General features: G+C 62.9%; 12 protein-coding genes, 2 pseudogenes and 1 riboswitch. Of the genes and pseudogenes, 10 read left to right on the forward strand and 4 right to left on the reverse strand.

The window, feature by feature from the left end; genetic code table 11:
- The first annotated feature begins 4 nt into the window (after window positions 1-4).
- The 5 genes from modB (at window position 5) to D002_RS0109825 (ending at window position 4,542) form a co-directional block, all read left to right on the forward strand.
- Window positions 5-697 (forward strand): molybdate ABC transporter permease subunit, encoded by a 693-nt coding sequence (gene modB / locus D002_RS0109805; protein WP_018141746.1) that lies wholly within the window; start codon window positions 5-7, stop codon window positions 695-697.
- On the forward strand, window positions 694-1,800 hold the full coding sequence (gene modC, locus D002_RS0109810) for a molybdenum ABC transporter ATP-binding protein (protein WP_018141747.1): 1,107 nt from the start codon (window positions 694-696) through the stop codon (window positions 1,798-1,800). Before modB ends, modC begins: the two co-directional genes overlap by 4 nt.
- 227 nt (window positions 1,801-2,027) lie before the next feature.
- A complete protein-coding gene (locus D002_RS13585) occupies window positions 2,028-2,321 on the forward strand; it encodes a hypothetical protein (protein WP_231362941.1) in 294 nt (97 codons plus the stop codon).
- Between the two features lie 262 nt (window positions 2,322-2,583).
- A complete protein-coding gene (locus D002_RS0109820; protein ID WP_018141749.1) occupies window positions 2,584-3,558 on the forward strand; it encodes a PIN domain-containing protein in 975 nt (324 codons plus the stop codon).
- Window positions 3,559-3,768: 210 nt separating this feature from the next.
- Entirely contained in the window at window positions 3,769-4,542 is a 774-nt protein-coding gene (locus D002_RS0109825) for an abortive infection family protein (RefSeq protein ID WP_018141750.1), read from the forward strand.
- A gap of 246 nt (window positions 4,543-4,788) precedes the next feature.
- On the opposite strand, the gene D002_RS0109830 is transcribed toward D002_RS0109825, so the two are convergent.
- On the reverse strand, window positions 4,789-5,349 hold the full coding sequence (locus tag D002_RS0109830; RefSeq protein ID WP_018141751.1) for a copper chaperone PCu(A)C: 561 nt from the start codon (window positions 5,347-5,349) through the stop codon (window positions 4,789-4,791).
- Window positions 5,350-5,601: 252 nt separating this feature from the next.
- Between D002_RS0109830 and D002_RS0109835 the strand changes: the two genes are divergently transcribed.
- A complete protein-coding gene (locus D002_RS0109835; RefSeq protein ID WP_018141752.1) occupies window positions 5,602-6,621 on the forward strand; it encodes a sigma-54-dependent Fis family transcriptional regulator in 1,020 nt (339 codons plus the stop codon).
- A gap of 359 nt (window positions 6,622-6,980) precedes the next feature.
- Here D002_RS0109835 and D002_RS0109840 read toward each other — a convergent pair whose 3' ends face one another.
- Both D002_RS0109840 and D002_RS0109845 read right to left on the reverse strand, forming a co-directional pair.
- The gene (locus tag D002_RS0109840) at window positions 6,981-8,276 is read right to left on the reverse strand and encodes an NAD(P)/FAD-dependent oxidoreductase (protein ID WP_018141753.1); all 1,296 of its coding nucleotides are present in this window, start codon (window positions 8,274-8,276) and stop codon (window positions 6,981-6,983) included.
- Between the two features lie 18 nt (window positions 8,277-8,294).
- Window positions 8,295-8,609 (reverse strand): c-type cytochrome, encoded by a 315-nt coding sequence (locus D002_RS0109845; protein ID WP_018141754.1) that lies wholly within the window; start codon window positions 8,607-8,609, stop codon window positions 8,295-8,297.
- A 324-nt stretch (window positions 8,610-8,933) separates the two neighbouring features.
- Here D002_RS0109845 and pyk point away from each other — a divergent pair, with 324 nt between their 5' ends.
- Together pyk and D002_RS0109855 are read left to right on the forward strand one after the other, a co-directional pair.
- Window positions 8,934-10,391 (forward strand): pyruvate kinase, encoded by a 1,458-nt coding sequence (pyk, locus tag D002_RS0109850; protein WP_018141755.1) that lies wholly within the window; start codon window positions 8,934-8,936, stop codon window positions 10,389-10,391.
- A gap of 194 nt (window positions 10,392-10,585) precedes the next feature.
- Window positions 10,586-10,798, forward strand: a pseudogene (locus D002_RS0109855) (pyruvate kinase); the annotation flags it as partial.
- A gap of 36 nt (window positions 10,799-10,834) precedes the next feature.
- Here D002_RS0109855 and amt read toward each other — a convergent pair.
- Complete coding sequence (gene amt / locus D002_RS0109860; protein WP_018141757.1) at window positions 10,835-14,236, reverse strand: ammonium transporter; 3,402 nt, start codon at window positions 14,234-14,236, stop codon at window positions 10,835-10,837.
- A 437-nt stretch (window positions 14,237-14,673) separates the two neighbouring features.
- On the opposite strand from amt, the pseudogene D002_RS13140 reads away from it, so the two are divergent.
- Together D002_RS13140 and D002_RS0109870 are read left to right on the forward strand one after the other, a co-directional pair.
- Window positions 14,674-15,018 (forward strand): annotated as a pseudogene (locus D002_RS13140) (TMEM165/GDT1 family protein); the annotation flags it as partial.
- 373 nt (window positions 15,019-15,391) lie between these two features.
- Window positions 15,392-15,512, forward strand: a riboswitch (yybP-ykoY riboswitch).
- 114 nt (window positions 15,513-15,626) lie between these two features.
- Window positions 15,627-16,256, forward strand: a complete 630-nt coding sequence (locus tag D002_RS0109870; protein ID WP_018141759.1) for a TMEM165/GDT1 family protein — start codon at window positions 15,627-15,629, stop codon at window positions 16,254-16,256.
- Window positions 16,257-16,277: the final 21 nt, after the last annotated feature.

Raw genomic sequence — 16,277 nt, forward strand, 5'->3', positions numbered from 1 at the left:
CTGTATGTTCGACCTGAGCCCCACGGACTGGATGGCGATCGAGGTCACCCTCAAGCTCGCGCTCTACACCACGCTGATCCTGCTGGTGATCGCCACGCCGATCGCCTGGTGGTTGGCCAACGGGCGCGGCTCGCCCGGCGTGCGCACCGCGGTGCAGGCCCTCGTCGCCCTGCCGCTGGTGCTGCCGCCCACCGTGCTCGGCTTCTACCTGCTGGTGCTGCTCGGCCCGGCCGGGCCGGTCGGCAGCACGCTGGAGAGCTGGGGTCTGAACCACCTGGCCTTTACCTTTCAGGGCATCCTGATCGGCTCGGTGATCTACTCCCTGCCGTTCGCCGTGCAGCCGCTGCAGCAGGCCTTCGCCAACCTCGGCCGCCGCCCGGTGGAGATCGCCGGCTCGCTGGGCGCCGGGCGCATCGACCGCTTCGTGACCGTGATCCTGCCGATGACCCGCGGCGGCTTCATCGTCGCCGCCACGCTCGCCTTCGCCCACACCCTCGGCGAGTTCGGCGTGATCCTGATGCTGGGCGGCGCGATCCCCGGCGAGACCCAGGTGCTGTCCATCCTGATCTACGACCACGCCGAGGCGATGGACTTCGACTCCGCCCACCGCCTGTCCTTCGGGCTGCTGGTGTTCGCCTTCGCCGTGCTGTTCATCGTCTACGCAATCAACCGCCGCTTCGACACGGTGCGCCTGTGACCCGGCCCCAGCCCGACACACTGCGTATCCAGGCCCGGCTGGAACGCCCCGGCTTCGCACTGGACGTCGACACCGCCTTCCCGCTGGAGGGCGTGACCGCCCTGTTCGGCCGCTCCGGCTGCGGCAAGACCACGCTGTTGCGCATCATCGCCGGGCTGGAACACCCGCCCGGCGGCGAGGTGCACTTTCGCGATACCGCCTGGCAGTCCGGCAAGACCTTCGTCCCGCTGCACCGCCGCCGCGTCGGCCTCGTGTTCCAGGAATCCACCCTGCTCCCGCACCTGTCCGTGCGCGGCAACCTGCTCTACGGCTACAAGCGCACGCCGGAGCCCCTGCGCCGCCTGCACCTGGACGAGGTCGCCCGCCTGCTCGGCATCGACGACCTGCTGGAGCGCCGCGCCGACCAGCTCTCCGGCGGCCAGCGCCAGCGCGTCGCCCTCGGCCGCGCCCTGCTCACCAGCCCCGACCTGCTGCTGCTCGACGAACCTCTAAACGCCCTGGACACCCAGACCAAGCGCGAGATCATGCCCTTCCTCGCCCGCCTGTCCGAGGAGACCGGCATCCCCAGCCTGCTCGTCACCCACGCCCCCGACGAGGTCGAACGCCTCGCCACCCGCGTTGCCTTCATGCACGACGGCCAGCTTGAACGCCTGGAACCCCTGCGCGACGCGCTGGCCCGCGCCGACTCCCCCCTGTTCCGCGACGAAGGCGCCGTCTCCGTCCTGCAAGGCGAACTGGGACCGGCCGACGAACACGGACTGCACCCCTTCGGCCCTCCCGAGGCCCGTTACCGCGTACCGTCCACCCCCGGCGCCACCAACGGCGCCGGGAGACAGGCACGTCTGCGCATCGACGCCCGCGACGTCTCCATCGCCCTGTCGCCGCCCCAGGACGTCTCTATCCTCAACATCATCCCCGTAACCATCGAGTCGCTGGATGAGGCGCCTGGGCACCACGGGCCCGCCCGCGTGCTTGCCGTGTGTCGGCAGGATGATGGGCAGACTTTGATGGCGGAGTTGACGCAGTTATCTACCGAACGGCTTGGTCTCCAGCCCGGCACTCGCGCACACGCACTCGTCAAGGCTGTCGCCTTTCTCGACTGAATGGCCCTCGCGTCCGCCGCGAATCGCACCATGCACCGACCAGCTCGCAAAACCACAACGCCCGTGCCAGAATCCAGCTAACTGTCATGCAAGACGGCGCAGCCCCAGCCTACCGCCTCCCGCAACCTGTCCACGCCGCAACATATCCAGGATCCATCTTCGCGAGCACCATGGGGGTCAGGTCTTGCCTTTTGCCTCCCTGCCACGACAGCGGCGAAAGGCAAGACATGACCCAGCCATCATGGGGTCGGGCCTCGATAAGGCGCGGAATAGGCAAAAGGCAAGACCTGACCCCTTCGGTGCGTTACTTTTTTCCTGAGTATGTTGGCCCCAAACCCGAAGAGGATGGCGTCCCTGGGCATTTCTTTCGCGCGTTCTTCGTAGATACGGGTGAGTTCCGGTTACTAGATGAGGAGTTCTTGATAGAGCCTGTGGCTGATGAGATTCTCTTCGTTCACGCCCATCTCGAAAAAATGGATACAGAAGGTGGCCGCTTTCAAGTCGCAGAACGTAATACCTAACAATCGGCTCCAAGCGACCCGCAAAAGCGGCGCTGTTTCTGCGGGTGTATCAGACGACCGCGGGCCGCTCGGTCAGTGGAGGGTCAGACCTTGCCTTTTGCCTCAGTACGATGACAGGGGCGTCTGACCCATTCGTTGGACCCCTTCGTTGACTCGGAATTCGAACCGCCCTCCGATTTGAGCACAATATAACAATGGGTTCCATTCGGCACATGTGCCCTGCGGACAAATTGACTCCTTAATGCAAGCGTTAGGAATCACAATGCACGTTTTTATCGACACCAACATCTTGCTCAATTTCTTTCACTTCACGAAGGACGAGCTTGACTCACTGAATGACGTGTTCGCATCGCACGAGCATGGATCAGCAACGGTCCATCTTACGGAACAGGTCTGTAATGAGTTTCGAAGAAATCGTGAGTCAAAAATTAAAGACGCTCTAACTAAGTTCAAGGAAACGAAGTTCTCGCCACAGTTCCCATCATTCATGAAGGGTTACGACGAGTACGGGGAGATTCGGAAACTTTGCAACCACTTGCGGAATCTTCAAAAGTCCATTCTTACGAAAGTTGAGGCCGATATATCTGTCAAAGACTTGGTGGCTGACCGATTGATCGATCAAATCTTCGAATCCTCAGAAATTGTTCCCGTTACAACACGGGTGTACAGGGAGGGGTCGATGCGATCTGCCCTTGGGAACCCACCGGGGAAGAACGACTCGATCGGTGACGCCATCAATTGGGCCCTTCTGTTAGGATCAGTGCCAGATGGCCAAGACGTTCACATCATCAGCGAAGATGGGGATTTTTATGCAACTTTGGACGATCAGAGGGCACACCCTTTTCTAACGGAAGAATGGGAGAGAGTCAAGGGCGCACGATTGTTTGTCTATCGCACGTTATCAGGGTTTATGTCCGAGCACTTTGACGGCGTCGCGTTCTCATTCGACAAAGACAAGGAAGCCTTAATTGAAGAGTTGTTCGATTCCGGTTCCTTTGCACAAACGCACAACATTGTTGCAAAACTCGAAAACTATCGGTACTTCTCTGCCAAGGAGGTAATCAGAATTCTCGATGCAGCTGTTGCAAACAACCAGTTCGGCGGGATCATTACAGACTACGACGTATCGGACTTCTTGAACCGCGTTGCAGTGCCCCACATGGACAATATAACATCCGCAGAGCACCGAAGGACAATCGAAATTGTCATAGAAGAGAGGCGAGAGCGAGGGTCATAGGGGTCAGAGCTTGCTTTTTGGCCCGATCTTGTTTGCCCCCCCGTCCGACTGCGCGACAGCAGGGCCAGAAAGGTAAGTCCCGCGCCGCTTTGGGCCCGAGTGATACCATTTGCCTATCAGGGGGCTCCACAGCCAGGGGTCTTCCAACGTTGTAGTGCTTTAGTCGGGCTCGTGTGCCGGGATTAGGACGCTGGAAAAAGGGGAGCCAGGATGCCGCTGGAAGATTTCGAGACGGAATTCGAGCGCGGGGAGTACCTTCAGAACCTACTTGTTGCCGAGGCAACCGGAGGTTCTGGCGACCAGGGCGACTACCAGATTCTTCGAAGGCACTTCCTCGACAATCCAGACACGAGGGCACTCGTACCCCGTTTCGTTCGAACAAGCCGCGACCTGTCCCAGTTCTGGCAATTCATCAAGGGGAAGTTCGCACACTACGCTCAGCGACGTGAGTTCCTCTGGAAGGAATTCGGCCCACTTCTGGACCACTTGGAGTCAGGGACAAGTGGACCGGCCGACAAGCCAATTTCGGATGCTCTCCAGCAGTTCGATCAAGACAACGTTCATCGTGTCTGGTCCCGAGCAATTGAGCGCAAGAACCGTGATCCTGAGGGTGCAATCACCGCAGCACGGACGCTGCTAGAGTCGGTCTGCAAGCACATCCTGGATAGGCGCCTGATTGCGTACCCGAAGAACGTCGAGTTGCACCAACTCTACTCACTCACTGCAAGGGAACTCAATCTGTCCCCAGACCAGCACAGCGAAAAGATCTTCAAGCAGATTCTTGGTGGCTGCTCCGGGATCGTGACCGGACTCGGCTCCCTGCGGAACTCCTTGGGCGACGCCCACGGGCAGGGCAAACGCCCAGTGAAGCCAGCACCAAGACATGCCGAACTGGCCGTCAATCTCGCGGGAACTGTGTCGCTCTTCCTCGTCACAACATTCGAGGAAAGAATGGACAAAGAATTCGGGGGCGAACCTCGATAAGCCGCTGAAAGCAAAGGCTGCGCTTCCTCGCTTGAGGCTCCATAGGCGCTTAAACGTCCAATTTTCGGGCCGAAAAGCCCAAGCGAAGTGGAGGGAAAAAAGGGGACAGGGAAAAAAGGGGACAGATTTATTTTCTGACGTCCGACGGTAGGGCGGCATGCATTATTGGGCCGGACGACCATTGGGTGTGTAAACCGAGGGGAAGTGGGGCTCGGTCCAAGGCCATTATCAGAGTTTCACCGAGAGTCAGTGTTGGTGATGATCTCCTTCGTGGTGGTGATGTCCGCCCGGTTCATGCTCATCCGAACGCTTCACCTCGGCTTTTACAGTGAATAGTTCACCCGTGCGCGTGTGCAGCTCCACTCGGACTTCCTGCCCGTCTGCGAGAGGTTCTTTAAGGTCGATCAACATCACGTGGAGACCGCCAGGCTCAAGCGACACCGATCCCTTGGCAGGAATGATGATGGCCTCCACCTCGCGCATGCGCATTACCCCCGCTTCGTCTTCCTCGTGATCGTGCAACTCGGTCACCGCTGCGACCGGCGACGAACCGGAAACGATCTCGATGTCTTCGTCCGTCGTGTTGCGCAGGGTCATGTAGGCCGCAGTGCTGGGCATGCCCGAAGGCATCAGACGTACCCAGGGCCGATCGTCGATCTCGACTCCCTCCATGCAGTCACAGAATCCCGGCTCATCGTGGCCATCCACATGATGGGCATGGGTATTGGTCGTCACGGCAAACAAACCGGCAAGCGCAAGGCACGCGACCGTCAAGCGGATCGATGGCGGGGTGAGTCGGGTATTCATGGTAATTTCTCCTTGGTCCGTTGGGTGCCCGAACGTAAGCAAGTTGGGGGCCAACCCCTCTGTCACGACAATTCGCGCTCCGACGCGGCCTGGGCGCAGGGAGCGGCTCGGGGCCTGAGCCAGAGTGCGTGAAATGACGCACCCGATACGGCAAATGGCTCACTGCGCTCCCCTCGAAGGGACCGCGCACCTTGTCAAACGGGCTGGGTCCGGGCAGGCTTCTCGGTCATAACCCAGGCGCTGAGTAGTTTCATGGACGCCTCCCGCGAACTGATTGGTGATTCCCCGGAGTTGCAGGCCCTGCTGCGGCAGGCCAACCTTGTGGCACGTACCGACGCGACGGTTCTAATCCAGGGCGAAAGCGGTACCGGCAAGGAACGACTGGCACGCAGGATCCATGCGCACAGCCGCCGTAATGCGGCACCTCTGATCACCGTGAACTGTGCGGCCCTGCCGGCTGATCTGATCGAGTCGGAACTCTTCGGCCACCGGCGCGGGGCGTTCACTGGGGCGCACGAGGCCCAGCAGGGACTGATTCGTCAGGCAGATGGCGGCACCCTGCTGCTGGATGAGATCGCCGAACTGCCGCCCGGGGCACAGGCCAAACTGCTCCGCTTTCTGGAAAGCGGCGAATGCCAGCCGCTGGGCGCGGCCCGACCCGAAAAGGTCGATGTCCGAGTGATCGCCGCGACCCACCAAGACCTGAACCAGCATGTTGCCGAGCGTCGCTTTCGAGCGGACCTCTTCTACCGGCTGTTCGTGGTACCGCTGGAAATGCCGCCCCTGCGACAGCGGCAAGGCGATGTGCGCCGTCTAGTGGAACATTTCCGCAAGGAGCTCGCCTCGGCCCACGGGCTCGAGCCGCCGCACTTCTCACCGGAGCTCGTGCGCTGGCTCGAACGCTGGCCATGGCCCGGTAATGTGCGCGAGCTGAAGAATCTCGTCGAGCGCTGCGTGATATTCATGTCTGCCCAGACGGTCCGGCCGCAGGATCTACCCGATGCCTGGCTCCAGTCCCCGCGCGACGAAAGACAGGGGTCGTGGGTCATCCCACCCGATGGCCTGTGTCTGGAGCGTCTTGAGATCGACCTGATTCGTCAGGCCCTGGAACGCACCGGTGGCAACCGTTCCCGTGCCGCACGCCTGCTTGGGCTTACCCGTAACACACTGCTGTATCGCATAAAGAAGAGCGCCATCTCATGGGGCCACACGGATCACGGAGAGCGACAGAACGTGGTCGAATCTCGACAAGCCTCTGAACACAAGGAGTAGGTGCCTCGTCTGACCGAACGCGGGGTCGGACCTCGACAACTCTATGACAGTAAAGGTTTTCCGGATCCGAAGGACCGGACTTTAGCACTTAACGGAGCCATTCAATCGGGAAAGCAGCCGACAAAAATCTGAGAAAGCAAAGGACGCCGGTTGCTCGCGGGCCGGGGCCAGCGCCGGGGAGCCCCTCAGAGATCGCCACGGCGCTGCGCGCCTCGCGATGACGGTTTTTTGGATATTGGGGATAGATTTATTTTCTAGCCCCGGGCTGCGAAGAAGAGGAAACCCATCTTTTGCCGGCCCGCCCAAAAGGACTCGGCGCCCGGAGGCGCCGATCGAAGTGATTGGGAGAACGCTGGGGCCTAGCCCCAGATGTCCTGGGTGATGCCGGCGTACCAGGCGCGGGTGTGTTCGGCCTCCTGGCGGCGGAAGGTTGAAGACTGGCCGAGGGGACTGACGCCACCGGAGCCTTCTACTGCCGCCTGGGCGCCGTTTTGGTACTGGTACACGGCGGCAATACTGACGCCATAGTCCGGGGTGATCAGGCCGTAGCAGGTGCTGGCCGACGACGGGTCCAGCGGCTCTTGGCCCGATAGCTCGCGCAAGATGGCCGCCGCGACGATCTTGCCCTGGTTGTTGGCCGCATGACCGGACTTGGGCATCGCACCCGCCACGCTGGCATCGCCGATCACATAGATGTTGTCGTCCATGACGGACTTGAAGGTCCGCTGATCGACCGAAGCCCAGCCTTGTTCGTTGGTGAGGCCTGCATCGTGGGCAATCTGGCCGGCGCGCTGTGCAGGGACAAAGTTCATCACGTCCGCGCGGACACGCTCCTGGCCACCGTCCGCATGGGCGGTCTTCCCGCTGACGTCGATCTCCTCGACGCGCCCACCGTTGGAGCCGCCACGCCATTCGATCATGTCGCCGTAGTGCTCGGCCCATCCCTCCTCGAACAGGCCCTGTTTGGCAAAGCCCTCCTTGGGATCGAGGACGATGACCTTGGAGCGTGGTTTGTGGGTCTTGAGGTAGTACGCCACCATCGAGACGCGCTCGTACGGCCCCGGCGGGCAGCGATATGGGTTGGGCGGGGCGACCATGACGTAGACGCCGCCGTTGGGCATGGCCTGTAGCTGCGCGCGCAGCAGTTCGGTCTGCGAGCCGGCCTTCCAGGCGTGCGGGATCGTCTCTGCATCGGCCTCTTCGATGCCGGGCATGTCGTCGTACTTGAAGTCGATACCCGGGGACATGACCAGCTTGTCGTACTGCTGGCTGTCGCCGCTTTCCAGGCGCACGGTGCGGCTGTCGGCGTCTACGCCAATGACCTTGTCCTGGATGACATCGACACCGTCGCGGTCGCGCAGATTGTCGTAGCCGTGCGTGATCGCCTCGATGCTCTCGAAGCCGCCAAGCACCCAGTTACTGCCGTAGCAGGTGACGTAGGTGGCGTTGGGCTCGATCAGCGTGACCGCCATGCTTGGCGAGAGTTGTTTCAGGTAGCGCGCCGCGGTGGCACCGCCGGTGCCGCCACCGACCACGACTACGTGGGCCTTGCCAGCGCTATGTGCAGCATGAGGGGTTAAACCGATACCGGTCAGGGCAGCCGCGCTAGTGATCCCGAAGGCCTTGAGGAAGTGACGTCGCGTAAAGTTATGCATTGTTGTTATCCCCCGTGATCAGAAGCGCGCGAAGTAGACCGACATGGCTTCGATCTCCTCGTCGGTGTAGCCCTTGGCGTGACGATCCATGATGGTCGCGTCACGCTCGCCATCGCGGAATGCGCGCATCTGGCTCTGGATGACTCCCGCCGAGACACGGCTGAGATCCGGAACACCTTTTTCGGCCGCGGCCGCGTTATGACAGGCTTTGCAGGAAGCGGCCATCAACTGGCCACGGGTAATTTCGTCATTGTCGGCGATAGCCTGGGATGCGGTGCCGGCCATCGCCAGCGAGGCGACAAGCCCCGCTGCGAACAAGCGTGAGTGCTTCATGCGAGCGAACTCCTGACGGTTGGGGTTTATGGTTCCCCGGCATTCAGCCGGCCCACTCATCACCACTGCAGAAAGCGCGCCAACAGCCCCGCCGCCCCTTGCTACAGCCGTTTTCGCCGCATACAGGCCAGAACCGGCGGCGTATCCAACGGACAATTCAGCACTTTGTCGGCCAAAGCGCCCGGTTTGGCCGCTTTGTCAGCACAGGAACGGAGGAAGAGGACACCCGGCTTGTTCCGCATGAGGCCGCATGCGCGAACCGGCGGCGACAGGCTGGCACGGACGGTTTACCCTCGTAAGGATTAATCGAGTAAGGGCCTGCCCATGCCGTTTCCCGCGCAGAAGACGAAGATCGTGGCCACGATCGGGCCGGCGTCCGACTCCCCGGACACGCTGCGCCGAATGATGCACGCCGGGCTCAATGTGGTGCGGCTGAACTTCTCGCATGGTGATCCTGCCTACCACGCCGAGGTGATCGGCCGTATCCGAGAGGCGGCGCAGGATACCGGCACCCGCGTTGCGATCCTCGGCGACCTGCCGGGGCCGAAGATGCGTATCGGTGAGCTGGCCGAGGAACCGATCGAGCTGGAGCCCGGCGAGAGCCTTACCCTGACTACGGAGGACTGCAGCGGCGATGCCTCGCGCGTGAGCGTGTCGTTCTCCGAGCTGCCGGAGGCGGTGCAGCCGGGTGATGCGCTGTTTCTGAACGATGGCTACATCGAGCTGGAGGTGGTGTCAGTCGAGGGCCACGACGTCACCTGCCGCGTGCAGACCGGCGGGGAATTGCGCTCGCGCAAGGGCCTGAACCTGCCGGGCATCGATCTGGGCATCCGCGCCTTTACGCTGGACGATCACGACTGGCTGCGGTTCGCGGCGGAACACGGCGTGGATGCCGTCAGCCAGAGCTTCGTGGTCGACGGCGACGACATCCTGGCCGTGCGCAAGGCGGCGGAGGCGCTGGGCTACAGCCCCTTCATCATCGCCAAGATCGAGCGGGCCGCGGCACTGGAGCAGCTCGACAGCATCCTGGAGGCGGCGGACGGCATCATGGTGGCGCGCGGGGATCTGGGGGTAGAGATCCCGATCGCGAGCATCGCCCTCGCCCAGCGCCGCATCACCCGGCGCGCCAACCAGTACCACCGCCCGGTGATCACCGCCACCCAGATGCTGGAGTCCATGGTCATCTCGCGCCGCCCGACCCGGGCCGAGGCGACCGATGTGGCGAATGCCATCCTCGGCGGCACCGACTGCGTGATGCTCTCCGGCGAATCGGCCATGGGACGCTATCCGGTGGAATCCGTGGCGATGCTCGCGGCTATTGCCCGCTCGATCGAACCGGAACGCGACCGAGGCATGATGCCTGATGGCCCGAACGACCATGACGAGGCCGGGCGCGACCGCGCCGTCGATCTGATCGTGCGCAGCGTATTCCACACCGCGCAGCGGCGCCTGCCACAGGTGACCCTGGCGCCCACGCTCAGCGGCACCACCGCCCGGCGTATCGCCTGCCTGCGCCTGCCCTGCTGGACGGTCGCTTTTACCCCGAACGCCGCAACCGCCCAGGGCCTGCAGTTCTCCTACGGCGTCGAGCCGGTGGAGGTCAGCGAGGACCGCAGCGACTGGAACGACTTCGCCCGGGCGTGGCTCGCCGAGAACGACATCAACGACGGCCTCGCCCTCCTCATCCAGGGCCCCTCGGGCCCCAACCCAACCGGCAACCACCGACTGGAACTGCTCGAACTCGACAGCCCCCGCCAGGGGGACGCACCAGGGCATACCTGAGAAACGGTCAACAAGAACACACCCTTCTTCCCTGCCCCGTCATGGCGAGGCCCCGCAGGGGCCGTGGCCATCTCCGTACGCGACCCCAGACGCCCGCCTCGATCAGCGCCGGGGACATCCACAGAGATCGCCACGGCGCTGCGCGCCTCGCGATGACGGTGTCCACCCGTGAAGGGGACGCCCACCTTTAACCCTACTCCTACGGCGTCGAGCCGGTGGAGGTCAGCGAGGACCGCAGCGACTGGAACGACTTCGCCCGGGCATGGCTCGCCGAGAACGACATCAATGAGGGCCTCGCCCTCCTCATCCAGGGCCCCTCGGGGCCCAACCCGACCGGCAACCACCGCCTGGAACTGCTCGAACTCGACAGCCCCCGCCAAGGGGAACACCAGGCCAGTAACCGGTAGAACCACGCTGCCGAGACCACGGGCCTGTTGCAGGCGTTACCGCGGCATACATTTCACCCCACCCAATTGCTCCAGTGGTCGCGGGCGGTCGATGTAGTAGCCCTGCACGTAGTCGATGCCGATGGCGGCCAGGCACTCGACGGATGCCGCGTCCTCGACAAATTCGGCAATGGTCTGCAGGCCCATGGTGTGGGCGATGGCGTGGATCGATCGGACCATGGCCTCGTCGGTCGGGTTGTTCGCGATCTCGCGCACGAACACGCCGTCGATCTTCACGTAATGCACCGGCAGGTTGCGCAGGTACCCAAAAGAGGACAACCCCGAGCCAAAGTCGTCCAGCGAAAACCGGCAACCGTTGGTGGACAGCGCCTCAATGAATTGCTGTGCGGCATCGAAACTCCCGATGGCACTGGTCTCGGTGATCTCGAAACAGACGGACTCGCCAGGTACCTGGTGCTGCTCCAGCAACGCTTGTATCTCGGCGAGCAGGGCCGAATCCCCAAGGCTCGCACCAGAGAGATTGATTGCGCAGATGATGGAATGTCCGGGGTCCGAGCGTTGCAGATCTCCCATCCATGCGAGCGTATTGCGCAGCACCCAGCGGTCGACCTCGGGCATCATCCCGTAACGCTCCGCGGCCGGTATGAAGGCGCTGGGCGGAACCAGATTGTCCTCGTCATCAAGGAGGCGAACGAGGATCTCGTAGTGGACCGCCGGGGCGTCCGGGTCCGCCGCCGGAACGATGGGTTGGAAGTACAGCCGCAGCCGGTCGCGGTCGAGCGCGCTGCGGATGCGGGCGGCCCACTGCATCTGGCCCTGCCGCTCGGCGAGGTCCTTGTCGTCGGGTTCGAACAGGTGCACGCGGTTGCGCCCGTGCTCCTTGGCCACATAGCAGGCAGCATCGGCCTGTCCGAGCACTTCAGCCAGATCACTGCCGCCCGCTTCCAGGGCGACCAGACCGATACTGCTACCGAGAGCAAATTGACGGCCCTTCCAGGGAAACCGGAATCGATGAACTCTTTCGCGGATTTTTTCGGCGACACTCTGCCCTCCGCTAACCGGACAGTCGCGCAGGATCACGCCGAATTCGTCCCCGCCAAGGCGAGCAAAGATATCGCTCTCGCGCAGGCAGTCTCCAATCACGCGGCTGATCTGGCGGAGCAGTTCGTCTCCTGCAAGGTGGCCGCAGGTATCGTTGACGACCTTGAACTGATCCAGGTCGATATAGCAAAGCACATGGCGCCGGTGCGGGTCGCGGGCCCCCGCCAGCAACTCGCCCAGTCGCGCCTCGAACTCCCTGCGGTTAAACAGGCCGGTCAGGGCGTCGTGCGTGGCCTCCCAGGACAACTGGCGCTCCATCGCCTGCGCTTCGGTCACATCGTGCAAAACCAGAATGCCGCCCGCTACGCTGTCCTCCCGATCCAGAATTGGCGCGGCGGTATATCGCACCACCCGCTTCTCACCGGATGCATCGACCAGACTCCAGGTCGTGGAACTGTTCTGAACGTTCCTCTCGCGCAGCAGTGAGGCGATCACGTTGTCGCAATCTGCCAACATTGACTGATCCTCGAAACGGAACAATCGGCACAGTGGGAGCCCTTCTGCCTTGTCAGCCAGCTGGCAACTGAGGCTTGCGGCGCTGGCATTGATGAATCGAACCCGTCCCGTTTCGTCCGTGGCGACAACCGCATCCACAATCGACTCGAGGGTTACCTGAGCCAGTTCCCGCTCGCGATCCAGCTGGTTCTGCACCATCCGCCGCTCGGTGACGTCCCGAATCACTGCCGTGTAGAAAGACTGGCCCCCATCAGTGCTTGGCGAGGCGTGCAGCTCAAGATAGCGTTTCCGATCGCCGATCTGACCCTGGACTTCCTCGACACCACCGGACTGGAGACGCTGCTGGATCCCTCGAGCGAAACGCGTGCCAAGCAGGGGCTGCAATAACTCGTCCAAAGGACGGCCACTGACACCCTTCTCGTCGATTGCCAGCAGTTTTTCCGCGCCGGGATTCAGGCTGATCACCTGACCGGCCGGATCGAAGGTCACGATGCCCTCGCTCATGTCGCGAAACATCGTTCGCGTCCGGTTTACTGCGCTCTCCAGTGCAGCCATCACTTCGTTATACCGGCGTGCGATCAGTCCGACCTCCGTAAATGGCTCGACCGGCACGCGCCGGGCGAGATCTGTATCGCTGGCCTGCCGCTCCATCGCGCTCAGGAGATCGATCAGGTCGGTGCGAGCACCGTGCTCGCTAACGTTGAGACCAACCCTTTCATCTTCCGCGCTGACACGCAGCGGCCGCCAACGGTCGATCCCGCGCAAGATCAACCAGGCCAGGACAAAGGTAGTCGCGCCAATTGCAACGATGCCCAGCACCTGCACGCCCACCTGTTCCAGACGCCCCAGACCAGTGGCCAGATGCTCCGGCTGCCCGAAGAGACCTACCGCCAGCGTGCCCCAGATGCCGGCTGCCAGATGAACCGGTATCGCCCCGACACTGTCGTCCAGACGGCGCCGGATCATCCAAAGGTCGGCGGCCAGCATGACCGCTCCGCCGATCGCACCGATGAGCACCGCCATACTGGTGGAAACAGCGTGCGCCCCGGCTGTAATGGCCACCAGACCGGCAATCAGGCCATTCAGCGGCACCAGCAGGTTGTCGGAATGCCCACCCCCAATGCGCCGGCTCAGGAAAAAGGCCGTGACCGCCCCTGCCGCCGCTGCCAGAAGGGTATTGCCGATGATCGCCGGCACCCGTTCAGTGAGGCCCAGCTCGCTGCCACCATTGAATCCGATCCAGCCGAGCATGAAGAACAGCCCACCGAGCGCGGCCATAGGCAGGTTGCTGGCGGGAATTCGCTGCACGCCGTCCTCGGTGAAGCGCCCGATTCGCGGGCCGATCACGATCACGGCCGCCAGCGCAACCCAGCCGCCCACGCTATGCACCACCGTCGAGCCGGCAAAGTCGACGAAGCCCATCGCGGCCAGCCAACCATCCCCTGGAGCGATGACGCCGCCCCAAGCCCAATGGCCACTGAGTGGATAGATCAATACAACCACGACCAGCGTCACCAGGCCGTAGCTGACATAGGACATCCGCTCCGAGACCGCCCCGGATACGATAGTCGCGGCGGTTGCCGCAAACATCGCCTGGAAGATGAAGAACGCGGTCTTCTCAACGCCCAGTTCGCCCAGGTCCGGCAGCCAGAATCCACTGCCGATCAGGCCCATGGAGCTGGGCCCGAACATCAGGCCAAAGCCCACGGCCCAGAAAGCCAGCAGGGTCAGCACGAGATCCGTCGCGTTCTTCATCGCGACGTTGATCGCGTTTTTGCTTCGAGTCACGCCCGCCTCAAGGGAGAGGAAACCCAACTGCATCAACAACACGAGTGTCGCGCTGACCAGCAGCCAGACGACATCGACTTGCGTCAACTGCATGCAGCCGGCCTGAGTTCAGTGCGGACAATCGCCATACCCACCACCGAAGCAAATTTGGCACCAACTCCATCATGTGAGCACGAGCGGAGCGAGGTAATGCGCCTCGCGCTCAGCCTTAAGGACCTAACGGGCCATACAGGCGTGCCAAGACTACTTAACGGACAGCACGTCCCTCAGATCACTTTTTCTCGTCTTTTTGCACTGTTTCGATGCGGAACGCACTCATACAGGGCTAAAGCCCGAAGGGGCGCACTCATTAGGCGCGCCATTGCATCGAAGGGGAGCAGAAACGGTGTAGCACGGACCAGAAAATTGGGATCCAGGCACCAAACAACACAAACTCTTCTAGCTGAACGCCATTACGATTGCCGCGCCCGAGTGGCGGATGTCTTGCCTCCTTTCTCCGGGACTTGCTCCGCGAGGATTTCGACAAGGACACCCGCGCCCGCAGCGGCCTTTTTGCCGCGGCGGTGGCCTTCTCCGTGTTCGAGATGCTGGACAAGACCCAGCTCGCGGTGGTCACCCTGGCCGGGGCCTCCGGTGCGCTACTGCCGGTGGTGCTAGGCGCCACGGTCGGGATTCTGCTGATCACGACCCCGGCGCTGATCCTGGGCAAGCGCTTTGCCAACAGCATCCCGGCCGCCCCCCTGCGCTTCGTGGCCTCCGGCCTGTTCCTGCTGGTGGGGCTGTGGACCTGGGCCGAGGCCGGCGGCTGGATGCCCGATCTCGGTCTGCCCGATTTCTCGGGGATGCTGCAGCGGGCGGTGGAGAACCATCAGTAATGCGCCGAGGCTCGGGCGTTTCGAATAGGCCCCCCACAGGTCAAGGCGTGGCATAGAGCGACGAAGACGAAGACACCCACGTTCTCCGCCCCGTCATGGCGAGGCCCCACAGGGGCCGTGGCCATCTCCAAACGCAACCCCAAACGTCCGCCTCTGTCAGCGCCGGGGACATCCACAGAGATCGCCACGGCGCTGCGCGCCTCGCGATGACGGTGTTTGCCTCTCCGCCGTGGTGAAACCTCACAGGGGCGACGAAGACGAGGGCGAAGACGAGGACACCCACCCTCTTGAGGCCGGCCTTCTGAATCCGAAGTCAGCTCCTGACCGACTTACGTGTGGACGGGGCCGGAAGGCTTCGCTAAGATGCGCGCACCCTCAGGGGAGTAGTCGCTCCGGCCGCCCTGGCCGGAGGCACACGTCAACATACTTGGCCGCATGGCCGTGGCGTGTGCAGCCCGTGCGAAGGCGCTATGGCGCCGGTTCCGCACCGGGCCTGACAAGACCTGTGGCACCGATATCCGGCCTGCCTTGTGGCAGGCCCGGCCCGTGGGCGGGCGGCGATGTCGGTGTCACCGGTTTTGTCGTGCCGCTCGCCCCGGATGATCTTCATGGAACTCTTCCTGCTTTCCATTGTGGCTGTTGCGATCGCGGAGATCGGCGACCGCTCGATGTTTCTGGCCGCCCTGTTCGGGATGCGCTGTCGCAGCGCCTGGGCGGTGTTCTGGGGCATGGCCACGGGTCTTTTTCTCAATCAACTGCTGTCCGCGGTGGCCGGGATCTGGCTGTTCGCGGTGATCGCGACCGACTGGCATCTGTGGGTGGTCGGGGCCGCATTCCTGGCGATGGCGGTCTGGGTGCTGATCCCGGAGGACGACGAGGATTTCGACAAGGACACCCGCGCCCGCAGCGCCTTTTTCGCCGCGGCGGTGGCCTTCTTCGTGTTCGAGATGCTGGACAAGACCCAGCTCGCGGTGGTCACCCTGGCCGGGGCCTCCGGTGCGCTACTGCCGGTGGTGCTAGGCGCCACGGTCGGGATTCTGCTGATCACGACCCCGGCGCTGATCCTGGGCAAGCGCTTTGCCAACAGCATCCCGGCCGCCCCCCTGCGCTTCGTGGCCTCCGGCCTGTTCCTGCTGGTGGGGCTGTGGACCTGGGCCGAGGCCGGCGGCTGGATGCCCGATCTCGGTCTGCCCGATTTCTCGGGGATGCTGCAGCGGGCGGTGGAGAACCATCAGTAACGGGCCGAGGCTCGGGCGTTT

The sequence above is a fragment of the Thioalkalivibrio sp. ALJ7 genome (genome assembly GCF_000376865.1).
In the GTDB taxonomy this organism is placed as follows: Bacteria; Pseudomonadota; Gammaproteobacteria; order Ectothiorhodospirales; family Ectothiorhodospiraceae; genus Thioalkalivibrio.

What these genes read in the sequence shown, in the direction of transcription:
- modB (WP_018141746.1), top strand. Translation starts at nt 5, where the DNA reads ATGTTCGACCTGAGCCCCACGGACTGGATGGCGATCGAGGTCACCCTC.
- D002_RS13585 (WP_231362941.1), top strand. Translation starts at nt 2,028, where the DNA reads ATGACCCAGCCATCATGGGGTCGGGCCTCGATAAGGCGCGGAATAGGC.
- D002_RS0109820 (WP_018141749.1), top strand. Translation starts at nt 2,584, where the DNA reads ATGCACGTTTTTATCGACACCAACATCTTGCTCAATTTCTTTCACTTC.
- D002_RS0109825 (WP_018141750.1), top strand. Translation starts at nt 3,769, where the DNA reads ATGCCGCTGGAAGATTTCGAGACGGAATTCGAGCGCGGGGAGTACCTT.
- D002_RS0109830 (WP_018141751.1), bottom strand. Translation starts at nt 5,349, where the DNA reads ATGAATACCCGACTCACCCCGCCATCGATCCGCTTGACGGTCGCGTGC.
- D002_RS0109835 (WP_018141752.1), top strand. Translation starts at nt 5,602, where the DNA reads ATGGACGCCTCCCGCGAACTGATTGGTGATTCCCCGGAGTTGCAGGCC.
- D002_RS0109840 (WP_018141753.1), bottom strand. Translation starts at nt 8,276, where the DNA reads ATGCATAACTTTACGCGACGTCACTTCCTCAAGGCCTTCGGGATCACT.
- D002_RS0109845 (WP_018141754.1), bottom strand. Translation starts at nt 8,609, where the DNA reads ATGAAGCACTCACGCTTGTTCGCAGCGGGGCTTGTCGCCTCGCTGGCG.
- pyk (WP_018141755.1), top strand. Translation starts at nt 8,934, where the DNA reads ATGCCGTTTCCCGCGCAGAAGACGAAGATCGTGGCCACGATCGGGCCG.
- amt (WP_018141757.1), bottom strand. Translation starts at nt 14,236, where the DNA reads ATGCAGTTGACGCAAGTCGATGTCGTCTGGCTGCTGGTCAGCGCGACA.
- D002_RS0109870 (WP_018141759.1), top strand. Translation starts at nt 15,627, where the DNA reads ATGGAACTCTTCCTGCTTTCCATTGTGGCTGTTGCGATCGCGGAGATC.